A 22,962-nucleotide genomic window follows, 5' to 3' on the forward strand; every position below is an offset into this window, starting at 1 on the left:
GTGAAAAATTAGATCATTTCGATGAGAAATATAAATGTATAAAGAGTTCTTACCGCAAAAGAAGTATCACACAGTGATGCTTCTTTTTTTGTATTGAAATGTCGATTTTTATGCATATAAATACCTACAATGGAATATTTGGTTCATAATTTCGCCATGAATTAAAACAATTAGGTTGTTGAAAATGCCTTCTAACTTGTTATAATATAACCTATTGATATTGATAATCACTATCATTTGTTATTTTGTTACTCAGCACTACAGTGAAAAGGGGTTAAGTTTATTCTCTAAATTTACGTCTGAGGAGGTATGATACTGAGTTTATCCAACACATTACGCTGCGTGGGAATCCAAATTTTCTAAATTTAGGGGGATATAAATTAAATGAGAAAGTCTATTTCTTCAAAATTAATGTTTATCATGGTTGCAGCTTTAACTTTGGTGTTGGCAGCTTGTTCAAGTAATGAACCTGCTACGACGGATACTGCGAATACAGAGGCTGCAACTTCCGATGCTGCTACTACAGCTACAGCCACAACAGTTGAAATTACGGATGCTCATGGAACGGTAACCGTGCCTGTAAATCCAACGAAGGTCGTTGCTCTGGATAACAGAACATTTGAGACTCTGTCCACTTGGGGCGTCAAATTAGCAGCAGCGCCGAAGGATGTAATGCCTGCGGATTCACCATATGTGGCGGATGAATCGGTACAAAATATTGGGAATCACCGAGAACCAAACCTTGAACTATTGGCATCAATACAGCCTGACCTTGTCATTGTTGGTCAACGGTTTGCTAGCTACTATGAAGACATCAAAAAATTAGTACCTAATGCAGCAGTGATCGACCTTAATATTGAGCTTGAAGAAACAGCATCACCTGGAGAAAACTTTGTTAATGGACTTAAAGATGCAACAACCAATTTGGGAAAAGTTTTCGAGAAGCAAGAAGAAGCTGCCCAACTGATTGCTGATTTTGATAAAGCTATTGAAGAAGCTAAGGCTGCTTATAATGGTGAAGATAAAATTATGAGTGTTGTCGTTTCTGGTGGAAACATCGGTTTCTCGGCTCCGCTTACTGGACGTGTGTGGGGACCGTTGTATGACATTTTCGGCTGGGTTCCAGCACTAGAAGTGGACAAATCTTCTTCTGATCATCAAGGTGATGATATTTCTGTTGAAGCGATCGCCCAAAGCAATCCGGATTGGATTTTCGTACTGGATCGGGATGCAGCTGTATCTGCTGAAGAAGGTGCCGTTCCGGCTCAGGACGTTATTGATAATTCACCTGCTCTGCAAAACACCACTGCTATTACTCAAAAACAAATCGTTTATGCTCCAAACGACACGTACACCAATGAATCCATCGAAACTTTCTTGGAGTTGATTAACAACCTTACGAAAGCTTTAGCTAAACAGTAAAAAGGAGTATGCTGCAGTGCAGAAAAATTTAATACCAAAATTAGCTGGGGTTGAGAATTCTCAACCCCAGCGTCATAACCCCAAAAAGCTATGGACCATACCTTTTATCATTGCGATTATAGCCACTATTATTTTAGGCATTACATCACTGCTTATTGGAGTTTATGACATACGAGGACAAGCGGATGGAATGGAGATGTTCTTCATTACTCGTGTCCCAAGAACTGTTGCATTAATGCTTACCGGTGCCGCCATGGCAATGGCAGGACTGGTCATGCAGCTTATTACACAGAATCGCTTGGTGGAACCTACCACAACCGGAACAATGGAATGGTCAGGACTGGGGATCATGTTTATTTATCTGGTCTTTCCTGCCCCGAGCTTAACGCTAAGAATGACTGGTGCAATCATTTTTTCTTTTATAGGGACGATGATTTTTTTTATGTTTCTAAAGAAAGTTAAACTCCGTTCGTCTTTAGTTGTCCCGATTATTGGGATGATGCTTGGAGCTGTCATTTCTGCATTTTCAACTTTCGTCGGGCTTGTGTTCCAAATGACTCAAAATATCGAAAGCTGGTTTGCAGGCTCCTTTTCATCTGTGCAAATTGGCAGGTATGAATATTTATGGCTCATCGTATTGGTGACTATTCTTATATTTGTTTTTGCTGATCGGCTGACATTAGCCGGACTAGGGGAAGACGTCGCTACCAGTCTTGGCGTAAATTATGACAGGATCATTCTTTTGGGTACTGCGCTTATTTCACTAGCCGTTGGAATCGTTGCAGCGGTCATTGGGAACTTGCCTTTTCTAGGGTTAATAGTCCCCAATATTGTTTCCATGTTTAGGGGGGACGATCTCAGGAGCAATTTGCCATGGGTGTGCTTATTAGGGATGGGCAGCATCATTGTGTGTGATATCCTGTCTCGTGTCATTATTATGCCTTTTGAAATACCTGTCTCGATGATCCTTGGAACAGTGGGAGCCGTCGTATTCATTGTCATTTTGTTAAGACAAAGGCGGTCAACAAGGAGGGTAAGATGAGCAACTTAGCAAGTAGAAATCCACTGAGTATCGAAATCGATTCTAGCCGTCGTCCTAAAAAAAGATCAGCTAAAGCCTTCCGTACCAAAAAAGAAGAAAAGCGCTATTGGATTTTGCTGATAACATTAATTGTTCTGGGCGTTTTTGCATCGGTTGGACTACTGGTTTATAACAATCCGGTTCCTGTGTCTTCGCCTTCTTTCATACCTGTTGTTACAAGAAGAGTAGTTGCTCTGGTTTCAATGCTGATCGCTGCAATTTGCCAAAGTTTATCCACGGTTGCTTTTCAATCGATTACGAATAACAGAATTATAACTCCGTCCCTTTTAGGTTTTGATGCTATTTATTCAACCATTCATACGAGTACTATATTTTTCCTTGGTGCTACGGTATTTGTGAATTTTAGCGGTGTTGATTCCTTTTTATATCAAGTTGCTGCAATGGTCATCATGTGTTTAATCCTCTATGGATGGTTGCTTTCCGGAAAATACGGCAATTTACAACTTCTACTTTTAGTCGGTATTATTATCGGGACCGGTCTGAGGTCTGTATCCTCTTTTATGAGAAGACTTCTTGCACCGTCCGAATTTGATATTTTGCAGGCAAGAATGTTTGCTTCCGTGAATAATGCGGATTCTGCCTATTTCCCGATTGCGATTCCTATCGTCATCATTGCAGCGATTTTGCTGCTTGCTAATGCCAAGAGGTTAAATGTACTGTCGCTGGGTAAGGATGTCTCTACTTCCTTGGGAACTAAACATCAAAGTAGTGTGATTTATACGCTGGTTCTGGTTTCCATATTGATGGCCATTTCGACGGCTTTGGTTGGACCACTTACATTCTATGGATTTTTAGTTGCGATTTTGAGTTATCAGGCCGCTCAAACCTATGATCACAGATATGTTTTCCCAATGGCTCTTGCGATAGGGTTTGTGATCTTAACCGGTGCATACTTTATTATGAATCATGTTTTCAATGCCCAAGGTGTTGTTTCCATCATTATAGAATTGGTTGGCGGACTAACATTTTTAATTGTGATTTTAAGGAAGGGTTCTTTATGATACAGATCAATAATGTCAAAAAAACCTATGCAGCCGAGGTAGAGATTGGCCCTTTGAATATTCATATACCCAAAGCCGGTCTTACTTCTTTAATTGGACCCAACGGTGCGGGGAAGTCGACGACACTTCTCATGATCGGAAGACTTTTGGATTTGGACGAAGGTCAGATCAAGGTTGCCAATATGGATGTTTCCACATCCAAATCAAGGGATCTGGCCAAAATTATAACGGTTTTACGACAAGAAAATCATTTTGTCACAAGGCTTACCGTTAGACAACTTGCTGGGTTTGGACGGTTTCCTTATTCTAAGGGAAGATTAACGGATGAGGATGAAGCTATTATATCTAAATATATTGATTTTCTAGACCTAACTGCTCTGGAAAATAGATATCTAGATGAACTTTCTGGTGGTCAAAGGCAAAGAGCTTATGTCGCAATGGTTTTGTGTCAGGAGACGGAATATGTACTTTTGGACGAGCCTCTGAACAATCTAGATGTTGCTCGTTCTGTTCGGATGATGGAGCATTTGAGATATGCCGCTAATGAATTCGGGAGAACCATTCTGACGGTTATGCATGATATCAATTTTGCCGCCAAATATTCGGATCGAATATGTGCCATGAAAGATGGTCAAATCGCCGCTTTTGGAACCGTAGAAGAAGTGATGGACCCCGAAATTTTAACAGATATTTTTGAAACGAAAATTGAAATTATCGATGGTCCGTATGGACCGATAGCGATCTATTAGCTACAGGGCTTCATAAAAAGTTGTTTGTTAAAATGGTTTTCAGAAAGTAGAGTGATTATTCACTCTTCTTTTTTTTGATCAATGCCGAGCATCATCCTGCAAAATTTTCTTTCTTGTTGAAAAGGTATTTTCGCTCACAGAGCGTTATTTTGGATATGGAAAGCGATTTTGTATGCCATAAATTGGCTTGAGGGTTCCAGATAGTGTAATCTGGAGATTATGAAAACCCATTTGAACGAGAAGGGATCGGGATGATTCAATGACGCAAAAAATCTATTATGACTCTGCTTATACAAGAGAGTGGCATACAACGATTACAGGCAGAGTGGACAAGGAAGACGGCGTATATGTCACGCTGGCAGAGACTGCTTTTTACCCGCATGGGGGCGGACAACCTTGTGATCTGGGACAAATTGGCGGCATCGCTGTTCTGGATGTGAACATCGAAGAGGGCGAGGTGTGGCATAAGCTGGAACGCACCTCTGAGCAGAACGAAGTACATTGTGAGATTGACTGGGAGCGAAGATTCGATCATATGCAGCAGCATACGGGTCAGCATTTGTTATCGGCAATCACGCTAAAGCTGACGGAAGCGATGACGCTCAGTTTCCATCTTGGTACGGAGTATGACACGATTGATGTGGCTGCGGCTGAACTGGGAGCGAATCAATTAACCGCCATTGAACAAGAAGTGAATCGTCAGATCTATCGTAATGCTCGCATCAACACGTCCTGGGTTACAGCAGAAGAGGTTGCACAATTACCACTGGTGAAGCAGCCTACGGTAACGGAAGACATTCGCATCGTTGAGATCGAGGGTGTGGAGTATAACGCCTGCGGTGGAACTCATGTGTCGGCGACAGGTGAGATCGGCATCATCAAACTGTTGAAAACCGAAAAAGTGAAGGGCAGCACCCGCATTTATTTCAAATGTGGAACAAGGGCGCTGAATGAATTCACAGCTACACAAAATGTGCTCAACAGCATCATGGTTAAATTAAAGACCAGTAAGGACGAATTGTTGGAGCGCATTGAGAAAATGGAACTGGAGCAAAAGCAGCTGCAAACTGAGCTGAATGCAGTGAAAACAACCAATGATGCCTATTATGCGGAGGAACTTCTGGCCGCTCGGCAAGGGCTGGTGATTGCTCAGGTCTTTGAAGACAAATCGCTCAAGGATATGCAGAGCCTGGCCACCAAGCTGACCGCAGACCATGAGGGGCTTGTACTCTTTGTGAGTATCTCGGAGGCCAAAGTAGTTCTGGCACAGAACGGCCAACCGCCTGAATGGGCTTGTGGACCTTTCTTCAAAGGCAATCTTGGAGCATACCAAGGCAAAGGTGGCGGCAGTGAAAAGATAGCTCAGGCAGGCTTTGCCAGCAGTGAAGATGCGCTTGCCTTTTACGAATTCACCAAGGACCAGTTGGGACATCACTGATTGCGTCTTGCGATATAAGACCGACAGCATTTAAATATGGAGTAAGGGACAAACACGTCACATTGTGGCGTGTTTTCCATTGCCGATAGTTGAAGGAGGTTGGAATATGACAGAACGAATTCCGTGTATACGGGAGGGGTGTGCAAATACCGTTTTACCAACAACAGCAGCGAAAACGGGTGGTTATTGCATGCCTTGCAAACAGGAGATGGAACGTGAGGAGCGCCAGAGATACATTGAAGCGAATCGACGTGACGTGAACTTGTATGCAGGTATCACAGACCCGGTCGAAATTTTGAAAATCATGCACAAACCTCAGGTTCGCGATCCACTAATTCGTTATACACCCTATGAACAATCCGAGGAACAGGTATATCTGTCTTTGTCTGTAGAGCAACAAGATCAGATGAAGGATTACGCGATGCAACGGATTTGTACAGGTGATGAAGATACGGGCAAAGACATTCTGGTATATCTGGTCTGCTACCATGATATATCGTTGACTGCTGAAATTCCTGAGCTGCTGGAACAGGAGATCTATTATCCTGCCATTTTGTATGAAGGTGCCTCGGGTGAGGTTCGTGATCGTCTCTTGCAGCAGGTGAACACCGATGATGAGAATCGGAACCATATTTTGCTCATGCTGGCCCATATCGGGGATGATGTTGTCGTGCAGCAGTTCCGGCAATGGAGACAATCTCCTCCATCTTGGGCGAGCGAATTGTACGTGGCGCCAGAGCATTACACCACTGAAGCTGGTTGGGAGCTTACAAAAGACGGGCAGCGCAGGGAATTATTCACCACCCCAAGTTATTCACTCTATAAAGTAAAAGAGAATGAAGGAGCTAACGTGGAGTTAACCGGAAATTCACTATCGATGCTGAACCCTAGCAAAAATTGCTGTCCATGGTGTGGCAATGCGTTAACCACCTTAATTAGTCTGGATGTTAAACATCCCGCTCTGAAGGACGTGTCTTGGCATGCCCAGCAACTTCAGATACAGACTTGCGTGATATGCAGCAGTTACGGTGTGGTTTACATGGAGATGGATGCAGCGGGGGAACCGCTATGGAGTTCACATAATGTCATGCCCGTGGGAGCGGACGACATTGACCCGGAGGACGATGTAAAACTTACACCAGATATGGGCCGACAGTTTCGGATTGCAAACGCACCACGTCATGTATTCCATGCCAGTGAGTGGGCGATGGAACCATCGCTATCTCAGGTCGGCGGCCATCCAGGATGGGTTCAGGATGCGGAGTACCCAACATGTCCACGCTGTTCCACGAGAATGAAGGCTGTCGCACAACTGGATTGGGGCGAGGTTGAGGAATATGGTGAGGGTATGTATTACATGTTCATATGTGAGCCTTGCCAGATGACCGCCGTATCGTACCAGCAATCTTGATGGTGGAAGCAATGAGGCATCCCGTAAGTTCTTGAACTTCATGGGATGCCTATTTAATATACGTCAGATTTTCCTACAATTCTGCAGATGCCTGCTTCAGCAGTCCCGACAGCCATTCATAATCCGGCGTATCTTTTTCCTTGAGCTTGATCGTTTTGCGCTCTTCCGGGCCTTCGAATATCCCATCGGGCAGATCGAGTCCGGTTGCATGGAAGATGGTGAAGGATACGGCCTGTTTGGATGGCGAGATGACCGCAGCGTACTTCCCGTTTTTCAGAAAATGAGGTTTCTTGTATTGCACGCGTTCCTGAACGTCAGGGATGGAATCATGTACCAACTGACGCAGTTGTTCAGCGATTTGTACTTGCCAAGGTATCTGAATCTGTTCAATAAACGCAGTGACTTCTGCATTCTTGGTCATGCTTGTTCACCCTCCGTATGGATCTGATTGTGTGCTTCCCATTCTGGTCTTAGAATTCCCATCATCAAGCGGTCGTAACGCTTACCATCACGATATACAGCTGAGCGTGCCCGACCTTCCAACTGAAAACCAACCTTCTCATAGGAACGGATTGCTTTGGCATTGTAGGCGATGACGTCGAGGCCAACCCGGTCCAGATTCATCTCATGGAACGCATATCGTAAAATAAGATTCAACGCTTCCGTACCATATCCCTTGTTACGATGTTTGGCAAGTCCGATGCCAATAGCAAGTTGTCCGCAGCGGTTATTCCATTCAATGCTGTGAATGACGACAAAACCAATCAGCGTATCCTCTTCATGCGTGCGCAGTCTGAAGTAAACTTCCTTGTTCTTCGTTTCGCCCTCATCTTCCAACTGTTTCTCTGAATAGGGAATGGCCAGATCAGTATCCACATTCCGAAGGTACTCCGGGTCTTCGTTCCATTGCAGCATGGTCTCCACGTCTTCAGGACGTGGGGGCGTCATTTTTAATCGTTGGCTATAAAACAGGTTGTCCGTACTTAGTGTCATAGGGGTCTCCTTTAAAATAGGTTAAGATGGCTTCACCTTGGTTTCACATTTAACTCTATGTATAATTCGCAATAGACCTCGCCCCTTTGGCATTTGATAGCCTCATCATACTGGAAATTATAGGTGAATCACAATAGCGTATTTCAGTGGATATAAGCAACCTCTTGTCATAAAACCTAACACGGTAGTAAGATGAAATGATTGATATACATTCAGTGATAAAAACAATAAAAATGTCGGCGGGAGTGGTACGTTATGGAGATCAAAGTGGATGATTTGAGTGGAGTCCAAGTTAAGGCTTTAATTGCGGAGCACTTGCAAGGGATGGCGGTAGATTCGCCTCCAGAGAGTATACATGCGTTGAATCTGGATGGACTCAAGAAGCCCGAAATTACTTTCTGGTGTGCTTGGGAAGGGGGCGACTTGCTCGGCTGCGGGGCTATCAAAGAACTTGATTCAGACCATGCAGAGTTGAAGTCGATGCGTACCGCTTCGGCTCATCTGAGAAAAGGCGTAGCGAGAAAAATTTTGGCTCATATTATGAAGGTTGCCACAGACCGTGGTTATAAGCGAATCAGTCTGGAGACGGGTTCAATGGATTCATTTATCCCGGCACGGAAATTGTACGAAGACTTCGGTTTCGAATATTGCGAACCATTCGCAGATTATATATTGGACCCGAACAGCATGTTTATGACAAAAACAATCTAAGTGGAATCGCATGAGAAACCAGAATTCTGTTTTTTTACAGGATGCTGGTTTTTTTTATTGTGCAACATATCGTACATTTTAAGAGTTGGAAAACGAGTAGAATAAACTAAATAATACAGCATTAAAGCAACGTGGCCTTGTGACGAAGAATGTGGAGGGAGTCGTGCAGGATATATTGGTTGTTCGATCATATGAATCCGCTGTTTGCTGTCTTTATGTTATGTCCCATCATTGCTGTGGTGCTAACCTGGATTGTGCACAGATTGCTTCATGCGATTGTGGGGTATAAAACATAGGTTATGTCCCTATACGTTTGGGATGAATTGGCCATAAGGAACTTCTGGGCTGATTGATGGACAATAGGGTATACTGGACATTATGTTTATGAGATTGTGCAAAAATATGAAACAAGACAGCATTATAGACGTTTTTTACATCAGGAGGACTTGAATTGGCTCAGACAGAAGGAACATTACAGAAGAAGCTTAAACCAAGACACATCAGTTTTATGGCTATGGGTGGTGTCATTGGAACAGGGATTTTCAAAGGTAGCGCAGAGACGATTGGACTCGCAGGTCCGGGCGTGATTGTCACGTACATTTTTGCTGGATTATTGCTGCTGGTTGTTATGGCCGCGATGGCTGAGATGGCTACGGTGTACAAGAACAAAAATATGAAAGACTTCGTGCAGGAGGCATTTGGTAGCCGAGTATCCTTTGTTATGGGATGGATGTATTGCTTTCTGTGGTTATCGGTATGTGTCATTGAGGTGATTGCTGCCGGGAGTTTTTTGCAGTATTGGTTCGCGGAAGTACCGCTGTGGATGCTGAGTCTGGCTTGTGCGGCGTTCATTATACTCGTTAATCTGTTAAGTGTAGGTGTGTTCGGGGAATTTGAGTTTTGGCTGGCCGGGATCAAAATTGCCATGATCATTATTTTTATCTTCCTGGGTGCAGGGTTGATCTTTGGTATTATCCCAAGTGATAACACGCCATATCTGCAGAATTATACGCAAGCAGGGGGCTTCTTCCCGAACGGATGGTCATCGATCTTCTCGGCACTGCTTGTGGTTATGTTCTCTTACGGGGGATCGGAGCTGATTGGTCTGACCCTGACCGAGACGGAAAATGCAGAAAAAGTTATGCCCAAAATCGTGGGCAATTTCATGCTCAGAATTATTCTGTTCTTCACCTTGCCGATTCTCATCATCTGTGGTCTTATCCCATGGAATGAAATTGGGCCGGAGAGCAGTCCGTTTGTACAGGTGCTTGCCTCTACAGGCCTGCCGGGAGCAGCACACATAATGAACTTTATTTTGGTGACGGCAGTTCTGTCTGCTGCGAATTCAGGGATTTATGGTGCATCTCGGATGATGCACTCCATGGCAGTGGGCGGGGAAGCTCCGAAGGCATTGTCACAGACCAATCGCAACGGTAGCCCTGTTAACACACTTCTGGTGTGCTCAGTAGTTTTGCTTGGAGGTTCCTTGCTTGGCCTGTTCGCGCAGGATCAACTGTTCCGCGTATTGCTCGCAGTTCCGGGGTTTGTCGTAATCCTTGTGTGGATCTGTATTGCCTCATCACAGTTGAAACTGCGGAAGAGATATCCGGTTCAACCGACCTTCAAAGTCTGGGGATTCCCTTACATAACCGGAGTCGTGGTACTATGTCTTAGTGTGATTGCGGTGATGTTTGTGTTTGATGAAGGTAATCGGTTCAGTATTAGCATCTGTCTTGCCGTGCTCGCGTTGTTGATTATCTGGTCCCTGATTCGATTCAGGAAGACGAATGGACGAACAGTTTAGTATGGTTAGGTAGTCATAATTAATGAGAAAACTTTATAAGTAAGATAGGGACTGCTTTCAGCAGTCCCTATTTTATACACTTCTAAGCCCTTCAACAGTAAACTGAAACAACTTGGAATGCTAAGAAGTCACTCTAGGCGTGAGAATTGCCTGGACAATGCCTGTATCGAGTCATCTTCTCTCATTTAAAGACTGAGAAAATTACTTGAATGAAGCAGTTAGCAAAAGCGGATGTTGAGCAGCAAGTGAGCGAATATATTTTGTTCTATAACCAGAACCGCTTGCTAGAATGGACATTAACACGTTCGAAATAACTCTGACTTTTCTTAGAGTCAGGTTAGTAACATGTCAGCTTTCAATCTTCAACTTTAGAAAACTGAGATTTGATTCTAAAGAATTCCTTATATGTCATTGGTTTTCGGCCAATCAGACGTTCAAGATCCCCAGATGTCTCCGAGAATTCTCCAGTGTTGATTCCTCGCACCCAACCTAATAAGAAATCAGTCATAAGAACAGGTAAGCCATTTGTTACCATAGTGTCTATATATTCTTTTTCGCTAATTGCCTCATAAGGGATATTTATCTCACTAATCTCCGAGAGGGCTGCAGCGATGTCTGCAAAAGAGCTTCCCTCGCTGCCACTTAGAGTATATGACTTATTTTCGTGCCCGTTTTGGGTGAGAACGGCTACGATGGCTGCCGCCAAATCATCCAGAGATGCAGCGGCTACTTTACCGGAACCCTCTGGTACTCGCACGCCAACTTTAAGCGCATCTCCGAAATACGAATGCATGACTTCAAGATACGGTGGATTCCGCAGAATGGTATAGGCTAATCCAGATGCTTTAAGTGTTTGTTCAGCAAATAGGTCTGACGTCGATACTTCGGGCACAATAAGATTTGAATTTTCTCTTCGTATGATCGACGTGAAGAGGACTTGTTTAACACCAGCCTGCTTTGCAGCTGCGATTACATTGAAATGTTGCGTATTGCGGTCGGTAAATGCTTGCGCGGAAATAAGCATCACTTTTTCAACACCACTAAATGCTCGCAGAAGGGAGTTATAATCAAAATAGTCGCCTTGGTAAGCTTTCACACCTTCTTTAACAAACCTTTCCACTTTATCAGATTCCGGATTACGGACCAATATAGCGACCTGACTTGACGGAACTTTTTTAAGAAGAAGCTCTAGTGTCCTGCTGCCGAGATTACCTGTTGCTCCAGTAATAAGTATTTTACCCATATTAATACCCCCTTTGGACTTTTATTAATATACTGCTGTAAATCTTACAATTAGAAACTAATCTAATCATTACTCTCCGATCGTCCACCAGTTGTATGACCATAGACTGTCGCAGAAAACTCCTTCCTTACCAGGTTTAAATTTTGAAACGCATATTAGAATTACTATTTTTTGATTTTCTTCATGGTCACAAGTCTCATTATGTACCATGTATTACTTTTAAAATAGTACGTACTTTTAGGTTATATAGTAACTAAAAGGTGATAATTGGGACGAAGTACAAAATAACTTGGTTTTTGAAATTACTCTATTCTACATTTATTCTCTGATATTCATCCTTGCTCAATGTCTTCTCTGCATAATTCTTACCCCATTCACAAAGAGCTCGCAGAGTGGGTTCAAGTGACATACCCATTTCTGATATTGAATATTCCACTTTTGGTGGTACCTGATTATACATTTTTCTTATAACCAGATTATCACCCTCCAACTCCCGTAATGACTGGACTAACATTTTCTGAGAAATTGTTGGCATGAGCCTTTTCAATTCACCGGTCCGTTTAGGACCTTTTAATAAGTAATACAGAATAAGAGGTCTCCACTTTCCGCCAATGACATCCAAGGTAATTTCCAGATCACAATAAAAAGTTTTCAATTGAGAAACACCATCCCTCATTTAATTTCCATTATTATAGTACATGTGTTGATTCAATCTGAAAAATGCAATCTCCGTGTAAAGGATGTAAAAAATGAACTTTATATTCAACACAGATGACTCAATAGTGTATACACAAAACTCCTAATACCGAATAAACATAACTCATAAATTCCTTATGAAAGAAACCTGTAATTAATATCTGCATGGTCAGTTATAATGACGCAGATTTTGTTTGGCAAACAAACTGAGATAAAGCCTAAATGCAGTTCCAATGAACAAAGCTATCACGGCTATGATAGCGTTTTTACGTTAACCCAATATTTTCTTGCCTAATTCGACATATTCGTTTACTATTTTCCCATACATAGTGCTTCAAGCATGCGGTTTTTGGGTAGCGCCTAGTCAAAAAGGCTTGGGTTCACGGGAGAGGAAGAGGAGCGGATGATTGGTTTTTTTAGAAAACGTTTGGTTGTGCGCATTGTTGCAGTAGTCACATTGGTCATTACGATTATAGCCGTTGGAAGCATGCTGTTACAGGTGGCCAATATGAAACTAGCTGCGCAGGAGGCCATTTCGAGTTACAACATCCAGATTGCTCAGAGTTATGTGAATCAGCTGGATACAGCATCTTATGCCGAGTTTGCCAAGGACCCCAAGGAGAATGACGAATTCTTGAAGATTCGTGATGAACTGGATGACTTTCGCGTAAGCATTGGTGCAATGTATGTGTATTTCGTCAAAATAGATGAAAAAGGTACGCCACTAATTATGGTGGACGGCATGAAGGATGCAGATAAAGCCTCACCGATTAATGAAGTAACCGATATCCCTCAGGAGGCTGTTCAAAAGCTGTTGCAGGGGCAAACAGCCAGTTCTTCGATCATTAACAATGAGGAGTATGGCGACTATATTTCCTCATACGCTCCCATGCTGGATAGTAACGGCGCTGTAACAGGTGTAATCGGGATCGATACGGCGGTATCGGTGATCGGAAGCATTGAGTCAGATATAATGAAATCGAGTATTCCTTTCTATGCTTTGTTGCTATTAATTACACTTATAGGCATTGCTGTTGTCACGTGGTTTATCGTAAGAGGACTGCGACCACTTCAACCGCTGAAGGCGAGTGTGGAAAAGATGGCACAAGGTGAGCTTGCAGAAGCTAATCGAATTCTGACGTCGTATCGTTTGCGCAGCCAAGATGAGATTGGAACAACATACCAAGCGATGATACATATGTCCGGGAACTTGAATAAGATTGTGAGTAACATGGTTGAAGGCGTAGCAGTAACCACAGATATTTTATCAGAATCAACGAAGGAATTTAATCGCAGTACCGAAGAGATGCTTGAGATGGGCAAGACGGTTGATCAATCTGTCGAACAGATTAGGCAAGGGGCACATACGCAGAAGCAGGGTGCGAGCGATAGTGCGAATGCGATGGAAGAGATCGCAAAAGGCATAACGGATATATCCGAATCCTCGATGGTTGTATCAGATGCAGCAACAAGTGCACTTGCTACGGCGGAGTCCGGCAAACAAAGCATGACACTGATGAAAACACAGATGGAGAGCATCTCAAATGTCTCAAGTGAAGTTGTAGCGATGGTCCAGGTGCTGAATAACTACTCCCAGGAAATTGGTGGTGCCCTGCACACGGTTCGTGATTTTGCGAGTCAGACGAAGCTGCTTGCGCTTAATGCATCCATAGAGGCAGCACATGCAGGAGAACACGGCAAAGGTTTTGCGGTTGTGGCGGACGAAGTTCGGAAGCTTGCGGAGGCCTCAAGCACATCCATGGAACTGATCTCGAACTTGCTGCTTCGCATTCAACAAGAATCACAGCAGATTGGCTCACAGATGGGGGTTACTGCAACCGAGATTGGACAAGGTGTTACAATTACAGCAGAAGCGGAGCAAGCTTTCGCTCATGTAGTTGATGCGTTCCAACTGGTGACCCGTCGCATTCAGGAAGTCTCCGCTGCGGCAGAGGAAATCTCGGCTGGATCGGAAGAGGCTGCAGCTTCCGTTAATACGATCTCGCAGATATCAGCCGGGGTATCGGATCATTCGGATGAAATCTATCGCTTGATGCGTGAACAGTCGGCCATGTTCAACAGAGTGGCGCAGACCTCAACCATGTTGGAGCAGCAGACGAACGAGATGAGTGAAGCCGTACGCAAAGTTAAAGTATAGTTTGAGTAAGGTGTAGTAATAGTAACGCAAGAGGTAGTCAGAAAAGTGTTCCACTCTTGGAGAAGTTGGTGTTCATCCCAAACTTCATTCAAAGGGTGGAGCACTTTTTTAGATTTAAACTGTTAAATGATCCAGCTCTATCGCCTGTCTGAAGCGTCGGGCGAATCGTTCTGCGGCTACGGCGACCTCCTTGGATTCCGTCTGCACGAAGCCAATTTACATTTTCGGTTGATCAATTCCAGCGATCTCTACCATCTTCACCAGACCTTCTTTCCATAAGAGATTTTGGTGAAAGGAAAAGTCGTGACCAATTGTGGCGGCAATATCGTTTCTTAACACCATGTTGATGGCTTCTGAATTATTTGTTTTGAACAGAATGGACAGAGATCCATGATCATACGTGAATTCCTTGATGAAGTCTTCAATGAAACCATCTCGATACAGTGCCAGTTTGTGTTCTTTTAATTGATCCGGTGTAACGCGGCTGTGCTTGGCAAGTTCAGACAGGTGATGAGTACCGACGACCAGCTTGCCCGAGTACATGGGACTGAAGTGAAGTCCATCGAATTCCCGCAATTGTTTCGCATAGATCGCGATAAAGCCCAGATGGGTTTTGTTGTTGCGAATATCTTCGATGATTTCCATGGACCCTTTCTCTTCAATGGAGATGTTAAGTTGCGGGTGCTCACGCTTCATATCCGCAGCAGACTGGACAAGATAGGGCATGACACTTGGAAAAGTAGCCACATGAAGCTCTCCGCTAAGAGAGGAGGCTTCTGCGTTCAGGGATTTCAATTCATCAATCCGCTGCAAAATGTCCAGTGCCTTGGCAATGAATTGTTTTCCTTCGGGAGTGGGATGAGTTCCCTGCCGCGAGCGTTCGAACAGGATGATACCCAATTCTTTCTCCAGACGATGAACCGATTGGCTGATCGCCGATTGTGTGACATGCAGATGCTCCGAGGCGGCGGAGAATGACTGCGTTTTCGCAATTTCAACGACATATTCGAGCTGTTCCAGATTCATGATTTCATCTCCGTTTAGCATTAATACAACTAATGTTAACATTAGTATCTATAAATATGAATAATACATGAACAGCGATATAATATATAGACAAGCGTTATAGTTCTTTACTATATAAGTAGAACCTTAACTTTTACACCAGAAACGCAGAGTGCAGAACCAATCTGAAGAAGCAGAGCGTGCGCCTTTATCACCGAATTTTTCCCTTGGATCAAGGGAATGAAGAAAATCCGGGGATAAGAGCGATCGAAAGATGGTACTGCAATCAGCGTGATCAGGTGTAACATATCTAGTTCAACTTATATAGACAATCATATAAAGGGGATGGACTTCATGAAAGCAGCAGTATGGTATGCCCATAAAGACGTGCGTGTGGAAGAGCGGGAGATTTCGGTTGCTCAAGCGGGTCAAGTCAAAATCAAAGTGGAATATGCAGGGATCTGCGGCAGTGACTTGCATGCCTATCATCATGGTGTGGGGATTCAAGAAGGCGAGAATCATCCGCTTTCAGGACATAAAGCACCGTTGACATTGGGTCATGAATTTGCAGGAACCGTGAGTGAATTGGGAAGTAATGTAAGCGGTATCAGTGTAGGGGATCGTGTTGTGGTAGAGCCGTTGTACCACTGTGGAAAATGCGAATACTGTATCCAGGGTCGTTATAACCAATGTACTCAATTTGGATTCGTTGGACTGAATGGTGATGGTGGTTTTGCAGAGTATGTTGTTGTTGAAGCATACATGGTTCATCCCATACCGGATAACGTATCTTTCGAAGAAGGCGCGCTCGTAGAGCCTACGGCAGTAGCCTTTCACGCGGTTCGTCACAGCAAGTTGAAAGTGGGGAACAAGGTAGCCGTATACGGAGCAGGTCCAATTGGATTATTGACCATTCTGTCTGCCAAAGCAGCAGGAGCCTCTGAAATCTATGCAGTTGATGTATTTGGTGAACGTCTGGACCTGGCAGCCAAGCTGGGAGCGATTCCGGTGAACAGTGCCAAAGTCAATGCAACCGAGGTGATCTTGCAACAATCGGGCGGCATTGATGTAGCTTATGAAGCAGCGGGTGTGCAACCAACGATGGATAGCGCCATTGCGGTTGTCAAAAAAGGTGGAGAAGTTGTTGTCATCGCTGCGATACCCAATCCGCTTCAAGTGAACTTCTTCGATCTTCTGGTCAAAGAAGCAAATCTAACGGCAACGCTGGCATATCGCCACATTTTCCCTGAAGTGATTTCATTAATTGCTGAAGGGGCGCTCGATGTGAAACAAGTCATCACCAAGAAAATCAAACTGGACGACATCGTGCAGGAAGGACTTGAACTGTTGATGAGCGACAAGAGCCATGCGAAGATTTTGGTGGAGATTGGCGGCTAAAAAAATCAATAGCGATGTAACATTGCAAATGTTGATTGATCATCTATAAACGTAGAAAAGACCGTCATGAAGATGATCGGTCTTTTCTACGTTTCATTCTCGGCTGGCTGATCCCGTGTTGCTGTTAACCTCCACTAGGAATCATAACGGTAACAGATCGCCTTGCCCCCGTCACTCTCGGAGCTGAATTCCTTATCCTCTGTAAATCCAAAACGCTCATATAAGCGGATGGCATTAACCATCTGACCGCCCGTATATAAGTACACCGTATTTTTGCCCATCTCTTTGGCAGAATCTACGCATTGCTGGAGCAATACTCTGGCAATCCCGTGACCTCTCCATTTTGGATCAACACCCAGCAGCCGAATAAACGGATAATCGATTGGCAATTCAAAGTTTGGATAAGCCTTGCGTGCTGTTTCGAATAATTGAACTGTACCAACAATCTGATCATCAATCTTTGCGATCCATAATTGTGTCAGGTACGGATTAACCACAGACTCTCGAATATCTTTTAGATAAGCCTCCCATCGTTCATTTTGCTCAAAAGTCTCCCGATACTCTACATAACTTGCAACAAGGATATCTACAATCTCTGGATGGTCTGCTTCTGTGGCAGGATGAATCGTAACGGCAGCCGTTGTCATCTAATAATTCCCCTTCTCTTATGGGTTAAGTATGGAATATAGTTTTCTTGCATTTTACCATAACGGATTCAATCCGATTCATTCAAATTTTCTATAGGTAACTCAGTCATTTCTATAGATCAAAGCATATCAGCGATTGAGCTGTGTGGAATACAGATGATTGCGATATTCGGTTGGCGTATTGCCTTCGTATTGTTTGAACATGCGCAGGAACAGCTTGTAGTCGGAGAAGCCGCATTGTCCGGCGATTTCTTTTACACTGGCATTGGTGTTCAGCAGCAATTGTTTCGCCCGGCGAATTCGTTCTGTGAGGATATAGGTTTTGAGTCCAGTACCTTTCTCACGTTTCACCATTTTGGAGATATAGTCTTTGTTAAAATTAAAATTTTCCGCAATCTGACTCACCGTGATGTTTGTATGCAGATGAATATCGACCCACTTACAGATATGGTCCACAATTGCATTGTGCGGGCGATAATCCGCCTCTATATTCCGCTCCAGTTCTCTGAACAACAATAACAAAGCAGCGTTGGCTTCCTCGGGTGAGAAGGATGACACATGCAGCAATTGCTTGAATAACTGATTGGCCATGGAAGGGACCTGGATGGTGGAATGTGTCCTAAACCGGTTGAATTCAGGCAACATGGCATCATAGTGAACCCAGTAGAAGCTGACAGGGGCGTCGCTGATCTGGTAGCCGTAATGGGTGCGACCGGCGCGCAGAAACAACAGATCGTTGGCACGAACGACATATTGTTCCTCTTCTTCCGCGATGTACATCTCACCTTCCAGCATCAAAATGATCTCGTGAACGGGCATGCTGCGTCTCATGTGGCTCCAGTTGCCTTCGGATATGAACTTGCCGCACAGGTAATGTTCCAGTGGCTTTTGCATAGGACGGATTTATCCACCTTTTCTTGGATTATGAGTCTGATGTAATTGTATTTTATTTGATAATATGAGGATATTCAAGCTCTGCAGTAGATTGTTGAGTATTAGTCTTATGGAACAGAACACGGATTTTACCCCTCAAGAATGAATGGATATCTATTACATCCCGAGAAGGAGTGAGTGTCATGATTGATACGAAAAAAGGATTTCTGGGACCGGAACATGTAGATCTGTTAAATGGTGTGTTCCAAACATCACAAGAGGTGGGGGAGCGTTACCTGTTATCGCTGGATATTGATCGATTCCTGGCTCCATGCTTCGAAGCGCATGGTTTACCTGCCCGAAAAGAGCGCTACGCGGGTTGGGAGGCACGTACCATCAGCGGACATTCCCTCGGACATTATCTGTCTGCTCTGTCTGTGACGTATCAGGCAACCGGGAATATCACGTTAAAAGAAAGACTGGATTATGCGGTCACCGAACTGGCGAGAATCCAGCAGACCACGGGGAGCGGGTATATCGGTGGTTTGTCCGAAGAACCTTTCCACATGGCTTTTCGAGCAGAGAATATCGGTGGATTCAATATCGGTGAATACTGGGTTCCCTGGTACAGTGTGCACAAAATCTATCGCGGCCTGATTGACGCCTATAAACTCACTGGCAACGGACAGGCACTTGAGGTAGTTACTCGATTTGCAGACTGGGCGGTTGAAGGTTTGCTCCCGATGACAGAAGAACAGATGCAGACGATGCTTCAAAGTGAACACGGGGGCATGAATGAAGTATTTGCACATTTGTATGGGATTACCGGTAAAGCCTTATATCTTGAGATCGCTAACAAGTTCACCCATCAATTGATCCTGAGACCCTTGGAGCACAAGCAAGACGATCTTCAAGGCAAACACGCCAATACCCAGATTCCCAAAGTGATCGGTGCAGCCGAAATCTACAATCAGGACCATACTCATGAGAGTTATCGGACAGCGGCAGAGTTTTTCTGGAACACCACGGTGCATCATCGTTCTTACGTATTTGGTGCGACGAGCATTTCGGAGCATTACGAAGCAAAGGGTATGGAGAGTCTTGGCATCAAAACAGGAGAGAGCTGTTGTACTCACAACATGTTGCACCTTACCAAGCAACTCTTCGCCTGGAATCACGATAGCGCCTACATGGACTATTATGAAAACGCCCTCTACAATCACATCCTGGGCACGCAGGACCCGGATACGGGGAACAAAACGTATTTTGCCTCAACGCTGCAAGGTCACTACAAAATCTATGGTACACACGATACGGCTTGGTGGTGCTGTACAGGATCAGGCATGGAGAATCCGGGCAAATATGCCGAGGCCATCTATTTCGAAGACGAGCAAGACCTGTACGTCAACCTGTATATCGCTTCCCAGCTGGATTGGACGTCTCAGGGTATATCCCTGAAGCTCGAAACCGACTTTCCTTATTCGGAAAAGGTAACCCTGACGATCACCGGAGGCAGCGCCTCGGCCCATCTAAGACTACGGTTGCCCTCATGGCTACAAGAGCCAATGACGGCAACCGTCAACGGGGATACGGAGCATCCGTATACACGGATGGAACCCGGCTATCTTTCCATCGACCGCACATGGACAGCGGGCGATGTCATCACAATCACACTGCCGATGTCACTCCGCCAGTACACTTCACGGGATGATGCCCACAAAGTGGCATTCCTGTACGGACCAATAGTGCTCGCTGGTGCACTAGGAAACGAGGGGCTCCCTGAGGATACGATTGTGGACGAAACAGCGCTGAATCCCAAGACTGCTTCCGTACCTGTGATCTGGACAGAACAGGAGGATGTACGAGAGTGGATTAAGGTTGTAGATGCAGATACGTTAACATTTGAACTTAGCAAGGATGTCACTTCGACGGGCGAAGCCGTGAAGCTCATTCCTTTCTATGATGTGCATCATGAATTTTATACCGTTTACTGGCCGTTTAACGATGAAGGAGATGCGCTGGAGAAAGAATTGAACGATATCACGATCGACAGGGTTCAAGCTGACGGTCAGCAGGATGAGATTGGACATCAACTGGACAGCAACTGCCGGGGTGAGCATCACAACGGTTCAACCACAGATGGACGTAAGAAGTTGCATATGTGGCGAGAAGCTTTTGGCGTCAATGGGGCTTACTTCAGTTACCAACTGGCAGTGGATCGAACGGCATCCAATTATCTATGTGTGGCCTATTGGGGCGGAGATCATTCCACGTTTGGATGGGAAGGTACGTTATATGACAGACAATTCGCCATTACCGTGGATGGAACACTCGTTGGTGAGCAGCGAATTCACATGAACAAAATCGGCGAAGTGTTCTATGTGACCTATGATATTCCTGAGGCGGTTACATCAGGCAAAGACAGCGTTACGGTAATGTTCCAGGCGAAGGGCGACAATGGTTGTGCCGGGAAAGTTGTAGAGGTACGCACCACGCGGAGCAAACCGGAATCCATCTTTTCATAATAAGAGGCATGGTGTGAAAAGGCGCAAAACACAATGTTATAATGGAGATAAATTACGGTTCGTTGGAAGAGGAGGATGGAAGTGTGGCAAAACCCGACGATAAAGGTACTTATAACTTTCAGGATTGGTTAACATGGGAAGGATCTTGGGAATTAATTAACGGCAAAGCTTTTAATATGTCGCCAGTACCTACTTCATCGCACCAGTTTATTGTGGGTGAGCTGTACTTCTCCTTGCGGACTTTTTTATCAGAATCGGAAATGTTTCGTGTTTGTAGCCCCTTTCGATGTGTATTTTAGCGAAAATGAACAATATGATGTACCAGATCAAATTGTACAACCTGACCTATCGGTGGTGTGCTCGAAAGACCAGATTTCCAAAAGTGGCTGCCACGGTGCACCTTCTTTAATTATAGAGGTGTTATCGCCTTCTACTGCGTTAAAGGATTTCAACGAAAAATTTAACTTGTATCAGAAATATGGTGTGAACGAATATTGGATTGTTGACCCCGGCAATCAAACCGTCCATGTGTACACGCTGGAGGATGGCAGTTACCAGACCCGTCATCTATATACAGAGCAGGAAACGATTCAATCCGTCGTGTGTCCTGACTTGCGCATTTCGCTGGAGTCGTTGTTCAAACTGAGGTAGTGGAAGCACGAAAATGATGAACCAACGCAAAAGGGACGAAACCGGATGAGCTCCGATTCGTCCTTTTTGCATTACTCCTTTTCAGACAAGTCTTATATAAAAAATGACACGCATAGCTATTTTCCACGTATTATCTGATAACATTTCTTCTCCACAATCTGCCGTCTGGTAAGACGAACTTTTACGATTGACCACCAAATTTCCTGCCAAGTTCTACGTTGTCCCTGAAAATATGAAATGGGATAAGCCCAAACCACGTATATTATGAGTATCCAAATATCCAATCATATCCACCTGAGAGCGTTAACATCATGTACAATAAGAATAAGTTGAACAGGAAAATTACGACATCAAGCACCAATATATAACATGAAAGGAGGTCGGATGATTGAACATGATCAAGTACATAAAATTGTTCGGATTAATCCTCTGTATTGTGGCTGTGAATGTTCTGGCATTCTCACCCGGCTTCATCGGGCTGAACTTCGATGAGGGTGCATTCACAACTGCACTATCCGTTACCCTTCTGTTCGGCAGTGCAATGGCACTCCTATATGGGAGTTACACCTTGCTGTTCAGACAACCGGTAGTCCTGCCTGTGAAGCATATTGAAACGCATGAAGATTATGTGGAAGCCTTATCTTTTTATAGGCGCATTAAAGTTCTCGAAGAAGATATTACGCTGGGGCTGTCCCAACTTAGTCGAATGAAAAAGAAAAAAGAAACCCTCCTGAATGTGCTTCATCAACGGTTTGATCCAGGAGAACTGAGCTACAAGAAATTTGCTTCGGTCACACTGGAAGTGGAGAAGCTGTTGTACCTGAACATCCGCAGTGTGCTGAACCGATTGAATGTATTTGATGAAGCTGACTATGCCAACATGATGAAATCCAAATCCTCAACACTTCCCCAGAAGCTTTTTCAGGAAAAAACCAAGGTATACAACGATTATCTGTCTTATGTGAAAAATGCATTACACACCAATGAGGAAATCTTGCTCAAGCTCGATCAGTTGTTACTGGAGATTTCACGCCTCGACAGCTTTGAAGCCGGAGATATTGAACAGATGCCTTGTATGCAGGAGATTGATCAGTTAATCAAGCACACCAAATTATACAGACAGTGAGGGGTTGCT

Annotated in this window: 20 protein-coding genes; 13 read left to right on the forward strand and 7 right to left on the reverse strand. The window is 44.2% G+C overall.

The window, feature by feature from the left end; all coding sequences use genetic code 11:
- Positions 1–384: 384 nt before the first annotated feature.
- From AC4E8D_RS04810 to AC4E8D_RS04835, 6 genes are all read left to right on the forward strand, one after another.
- The gene (locus AC4E8D_RS04810) at positions 385–1,422 is read left to right on the forward strand and encodes a siderophore ABC transporter substrate-binding protein (protein WP_221818839.1); all 1,038 of its coding nucleotides are present in this window, start codon (positions 385–387) and stop codon (positions 1,420–1,422) included.
- Between the two features lie 31 nt (positions 1,423–1,453).
- Positions 1,454–2,464, forward strand: a complete 1,011-nt coding sequence (locus AC4E8D_RS04815) for an ABC transporter permease (protein WP_372238406.1) — start codon at positions 1,454–1,456, stop codon at positions 2,462–2,464.
- Positions 2,461–3,525, forward strand: coding sequence for an iron chelate uptake ABC transporter family permease subunit (locus AC4E8D_RS04820; protein WP_339182178.1), 1,065 nt, complete (start codon positions 2,461–2,463; stop codon positions 3,523–3,525). Before AC4E8D_RS04815 ends, AC4E8D_RS04820 begins: the two co-directional genes overlap by 4 nt.
- On the forward strand, positions 3,522–4,274 hold the full coding sequence (locus AC4E8D_RS04825; protein WP_339182181.1) for an iron ABC transporter ATP-binding protein: 753 nt from the start codon (positions 3,522–3,524) through the stop codon (positions 4,272–4,274). The genes AC4E8D_RS04820 and AC4E8D_RS04825 overlap by 4 nt, the downstream gene beginning before the upstream one ends.
- Positions 4,275–4,533: 259 nt before the next feature.
- The gene (locus AC4E8D_RS04830; protein ID WP_490205905.1) at positions 4,534–5,712 is read left to right on the forward strand and encodes an alanyl-tRNA editing protein; all 1,179 of its coding nucleotides are present in this window, start codon (positions 4,534–4,536) and stop codon (positions 5,710–5,712) included.
- A 106-nt stretch (positions 5,713–5,818) separates the two neighbouring features.
- Positions 5,819–7,123, forward strand: coding sequence for a DUF1963 domain-containing protein (locus AC4E8D_RS04835; protein WP_339306952.1), 1,305 nt, complete (start codon positions 5,819–5,821; stop codon positions 7,121–7,123).
- Between the two features lie 73 nt (positions 7,124–7,196).
- On the opposite strand, the gene AC4E8D_RS04840 is transcribed toward AC4E8D_RS04835, so the two are convergent.
- Positions 7,197–7,544 carry a DUF1801 domain-containing protein gene (locus tag AC4E8D_RS04840; RefSeq protein ID WP_490205906.1) on the reverse strand — a complete coding sequence of 116 codons (348 nt, stop codon included), beginning with the start codon at positions 7,542–7,544 and terminating at the stop codon, positions 7,197–7,199.
- Positions 7,541–8,116 (reverse strand): GNAT family N-acetyltransferase, encoded by a 576-nt coding sequence (locus tag AC4E8D_RS04845; RefSeq protein ID WP_339182190.1) that lies wholly within the window; start codon positions 8,114–8,116, stop codon positions 7,541–7,543. Before AC4E8D_RS04845 ends, AC4E8D_RS04840 begins: the two co-directional genes overlap by 4 nt.
- Before the next feature lie 255 nt (positions 8,117–8,371).
- On the opposite strand from AC4E8D_RS04845, the gene AC4E8D_RS04850 reads away from it, so the two are divergent.
- Positions 8,372–8,827 (forward strand): GNAT family N-acetyltransferase, encoded by a 456-nt coding sequence (locus tag AC4E8D_RS04850; RefSeq protein WP_221818846.1) that lies wholly within the window; start codon positions 8,372–8,374, stop codon positions 8,825–8,827.
- Between the two features lie 451 nt (positions 8,828–9,278).
- On the forward strand, positions 9,279–10,631 hold the full coding sequence (locus AC4E8D_RS04855; RefSeq protein WP_339182194.1) for an amino acid permease: 1,353 nt from the start codon (positions 9,279–9,281) through the stop codon (positions 10,629–10,631).
- 355 nt (positions 10,632–10,986) lie between these two features.
- Here the strand turns inward: AC4E8D_RS04855 and AC4E8D_RS04860 are convergent, their stop codons facing one another.
- Both AC4E8D_RS04860 and AC4E8D_RS04865 read right to left on the reverse strand, forming a co-directional pair.
- Positions 10,987–11,874 carry an SDR family oxidoreductase gene (locus tag AC4E8D_RS04860; RefSeq protein WP_339182196.1) on the reverse strand — a complete coding sequence of 296 codons (888 nt, stop codon included), beginning with the start codon at positions 11,872–11,874 and terminating at the stop codon, positions 10,987–10,989.
- Positions 11,875–12,181: 307 nt separating this feature from the next.
- On the reverse strand, positions 12,182–12,529 hold the full coding sequence (locus AC4E8D_RS04865) for a winged helix-turn-helix transcriptional regulator (RefSeq protein ID WP_313771415.1): 348 nt from the start codon (positions 12,527–12,529) through the stop codon (positions 12,182–12,184).
- 444 nt (positions 12,530–12,973) lie between these two features.
- On the opposite strand from AC4E8D_RS04865, the gene AC4E8D_RS04870 reads away from it, so the two are divergent.
- Positions 12,974–14,728, forward strand: coding sequence for a methyl-accepting chemotaxis protein (locus tag AC4E8D_RS04870; protein ID WP_490205907.1), 1,755 nt, complete (start codon positions 12,974–12,976; stop codon positions 14,726–14,728).
- 216 nt (positions 14,729–14,944) lie between these two features.
- On the opposite strand, the gene AC4E8D_RS04875 is transcribed toward AC4E8D_RS04870, so the two are convergent.
- Positions 14,945–15,754 (reverse strand): LysR family transcriptional regulator, encoded by an 810-nt coding sequence (locus AC4E8D_RS04875; protein WP_490205908.1) that lies wholly within the window; start codon positions 15,752–15,754, stop codon positions 14,945–14,947.
- 333 nt (positions 15,755–16,087) lie between these two features.
- Here AC4E8D_RS04875 and AC4E8D_RS04880 point away from each other — a divergent pair, with 333 nt between their 5' ends.
- Entirely contained in the window at positions 16,088–17,131 is a 1,044-nt protein-coding gene (locus AC4E8D_RS04880) for a 2,3-butanediol dehydrogenase (protein WP_490205909.1), read from the forward strand.
- 134 nt (positions 17,132–17,265) lie between these two features.
- On the opposite strand, the gene AC4E8D_RS04885 is transcribed toward AC4E8D_RS04880, so the two are convergent.
- Positions 17,266–17,778, reverse strand: coding sequence for a GNAT family N-acetyltransferase (locus AC4E8D_RS04885; RefSeq protein WP_490205910.1), 513 nt, complete (start codon positions 17,776–17,778; stop codon positions 17,266–17,268).
- A 129-nt stretch (positions 17,779–17,907) separates the two neighbouring features.
- The gene (locus AC4E8D_RS04890) at positions 17,908–18,672 is read right to left on the reverse strand and encodes a helix-turn-helix transcriptional regulator (RefSeq protein ID WP_490205911.1); all 765 of its coding nucleotides are present in this window, start codon (positions 18,670–18,672) and stop codon (positions 17,908–17,910) included.
- A gap of 182 nt (positions 18,673–18,854) precedes the next feature.
- Here AC4E8D_RS04890 and AC4E8D_RS04895 point away from each other — a divergent pair, with 182 nt between their 5' ends.
- From AC4E8D_RS04895 to AC4E8D_RS04905, 3 genes are all read left to right on the forward strand, one after another.
- On the forward strand, positions 18,855–21,176 hold the full coding sequence (locus AC4E8D_RS04895; RefSeq protein ID WP_490205912.1) for a beta-L-arabinofuranosidase domain-containing protein: 2,322 nt from the start codon (positions 18,855–18,857) through the stop codon (positions 21,174–21,176).
- Between the two features lie 288 nt (positions 21,177–21,464).
- Positions 21,465–21,827, forward strand: a complete 363-nt coding sequence (locus AC4E8D_RS04900; protein WP_339306969.1) for a Uma2 family endonuclease — start codon at positions 21,465–21,467, stop codon at positions 21,825–21,827.
- A 394-nt stretch (positions 21,828–22,221) separates the two neighbouring features.
- Entirely contained in the window at positions 22,222–22,953 is a 732-nt protein-coding gene (locus AC4E8D_RS04905; protein ID WP_313771416.1) for a hypothetical protein, read from the forward strand.
- Positions 22,954–22,962: the final 9 nt, after the last annotated feature.

Source organism: Paenibacillus sp. SRL342, assembly GCF_984798905.1.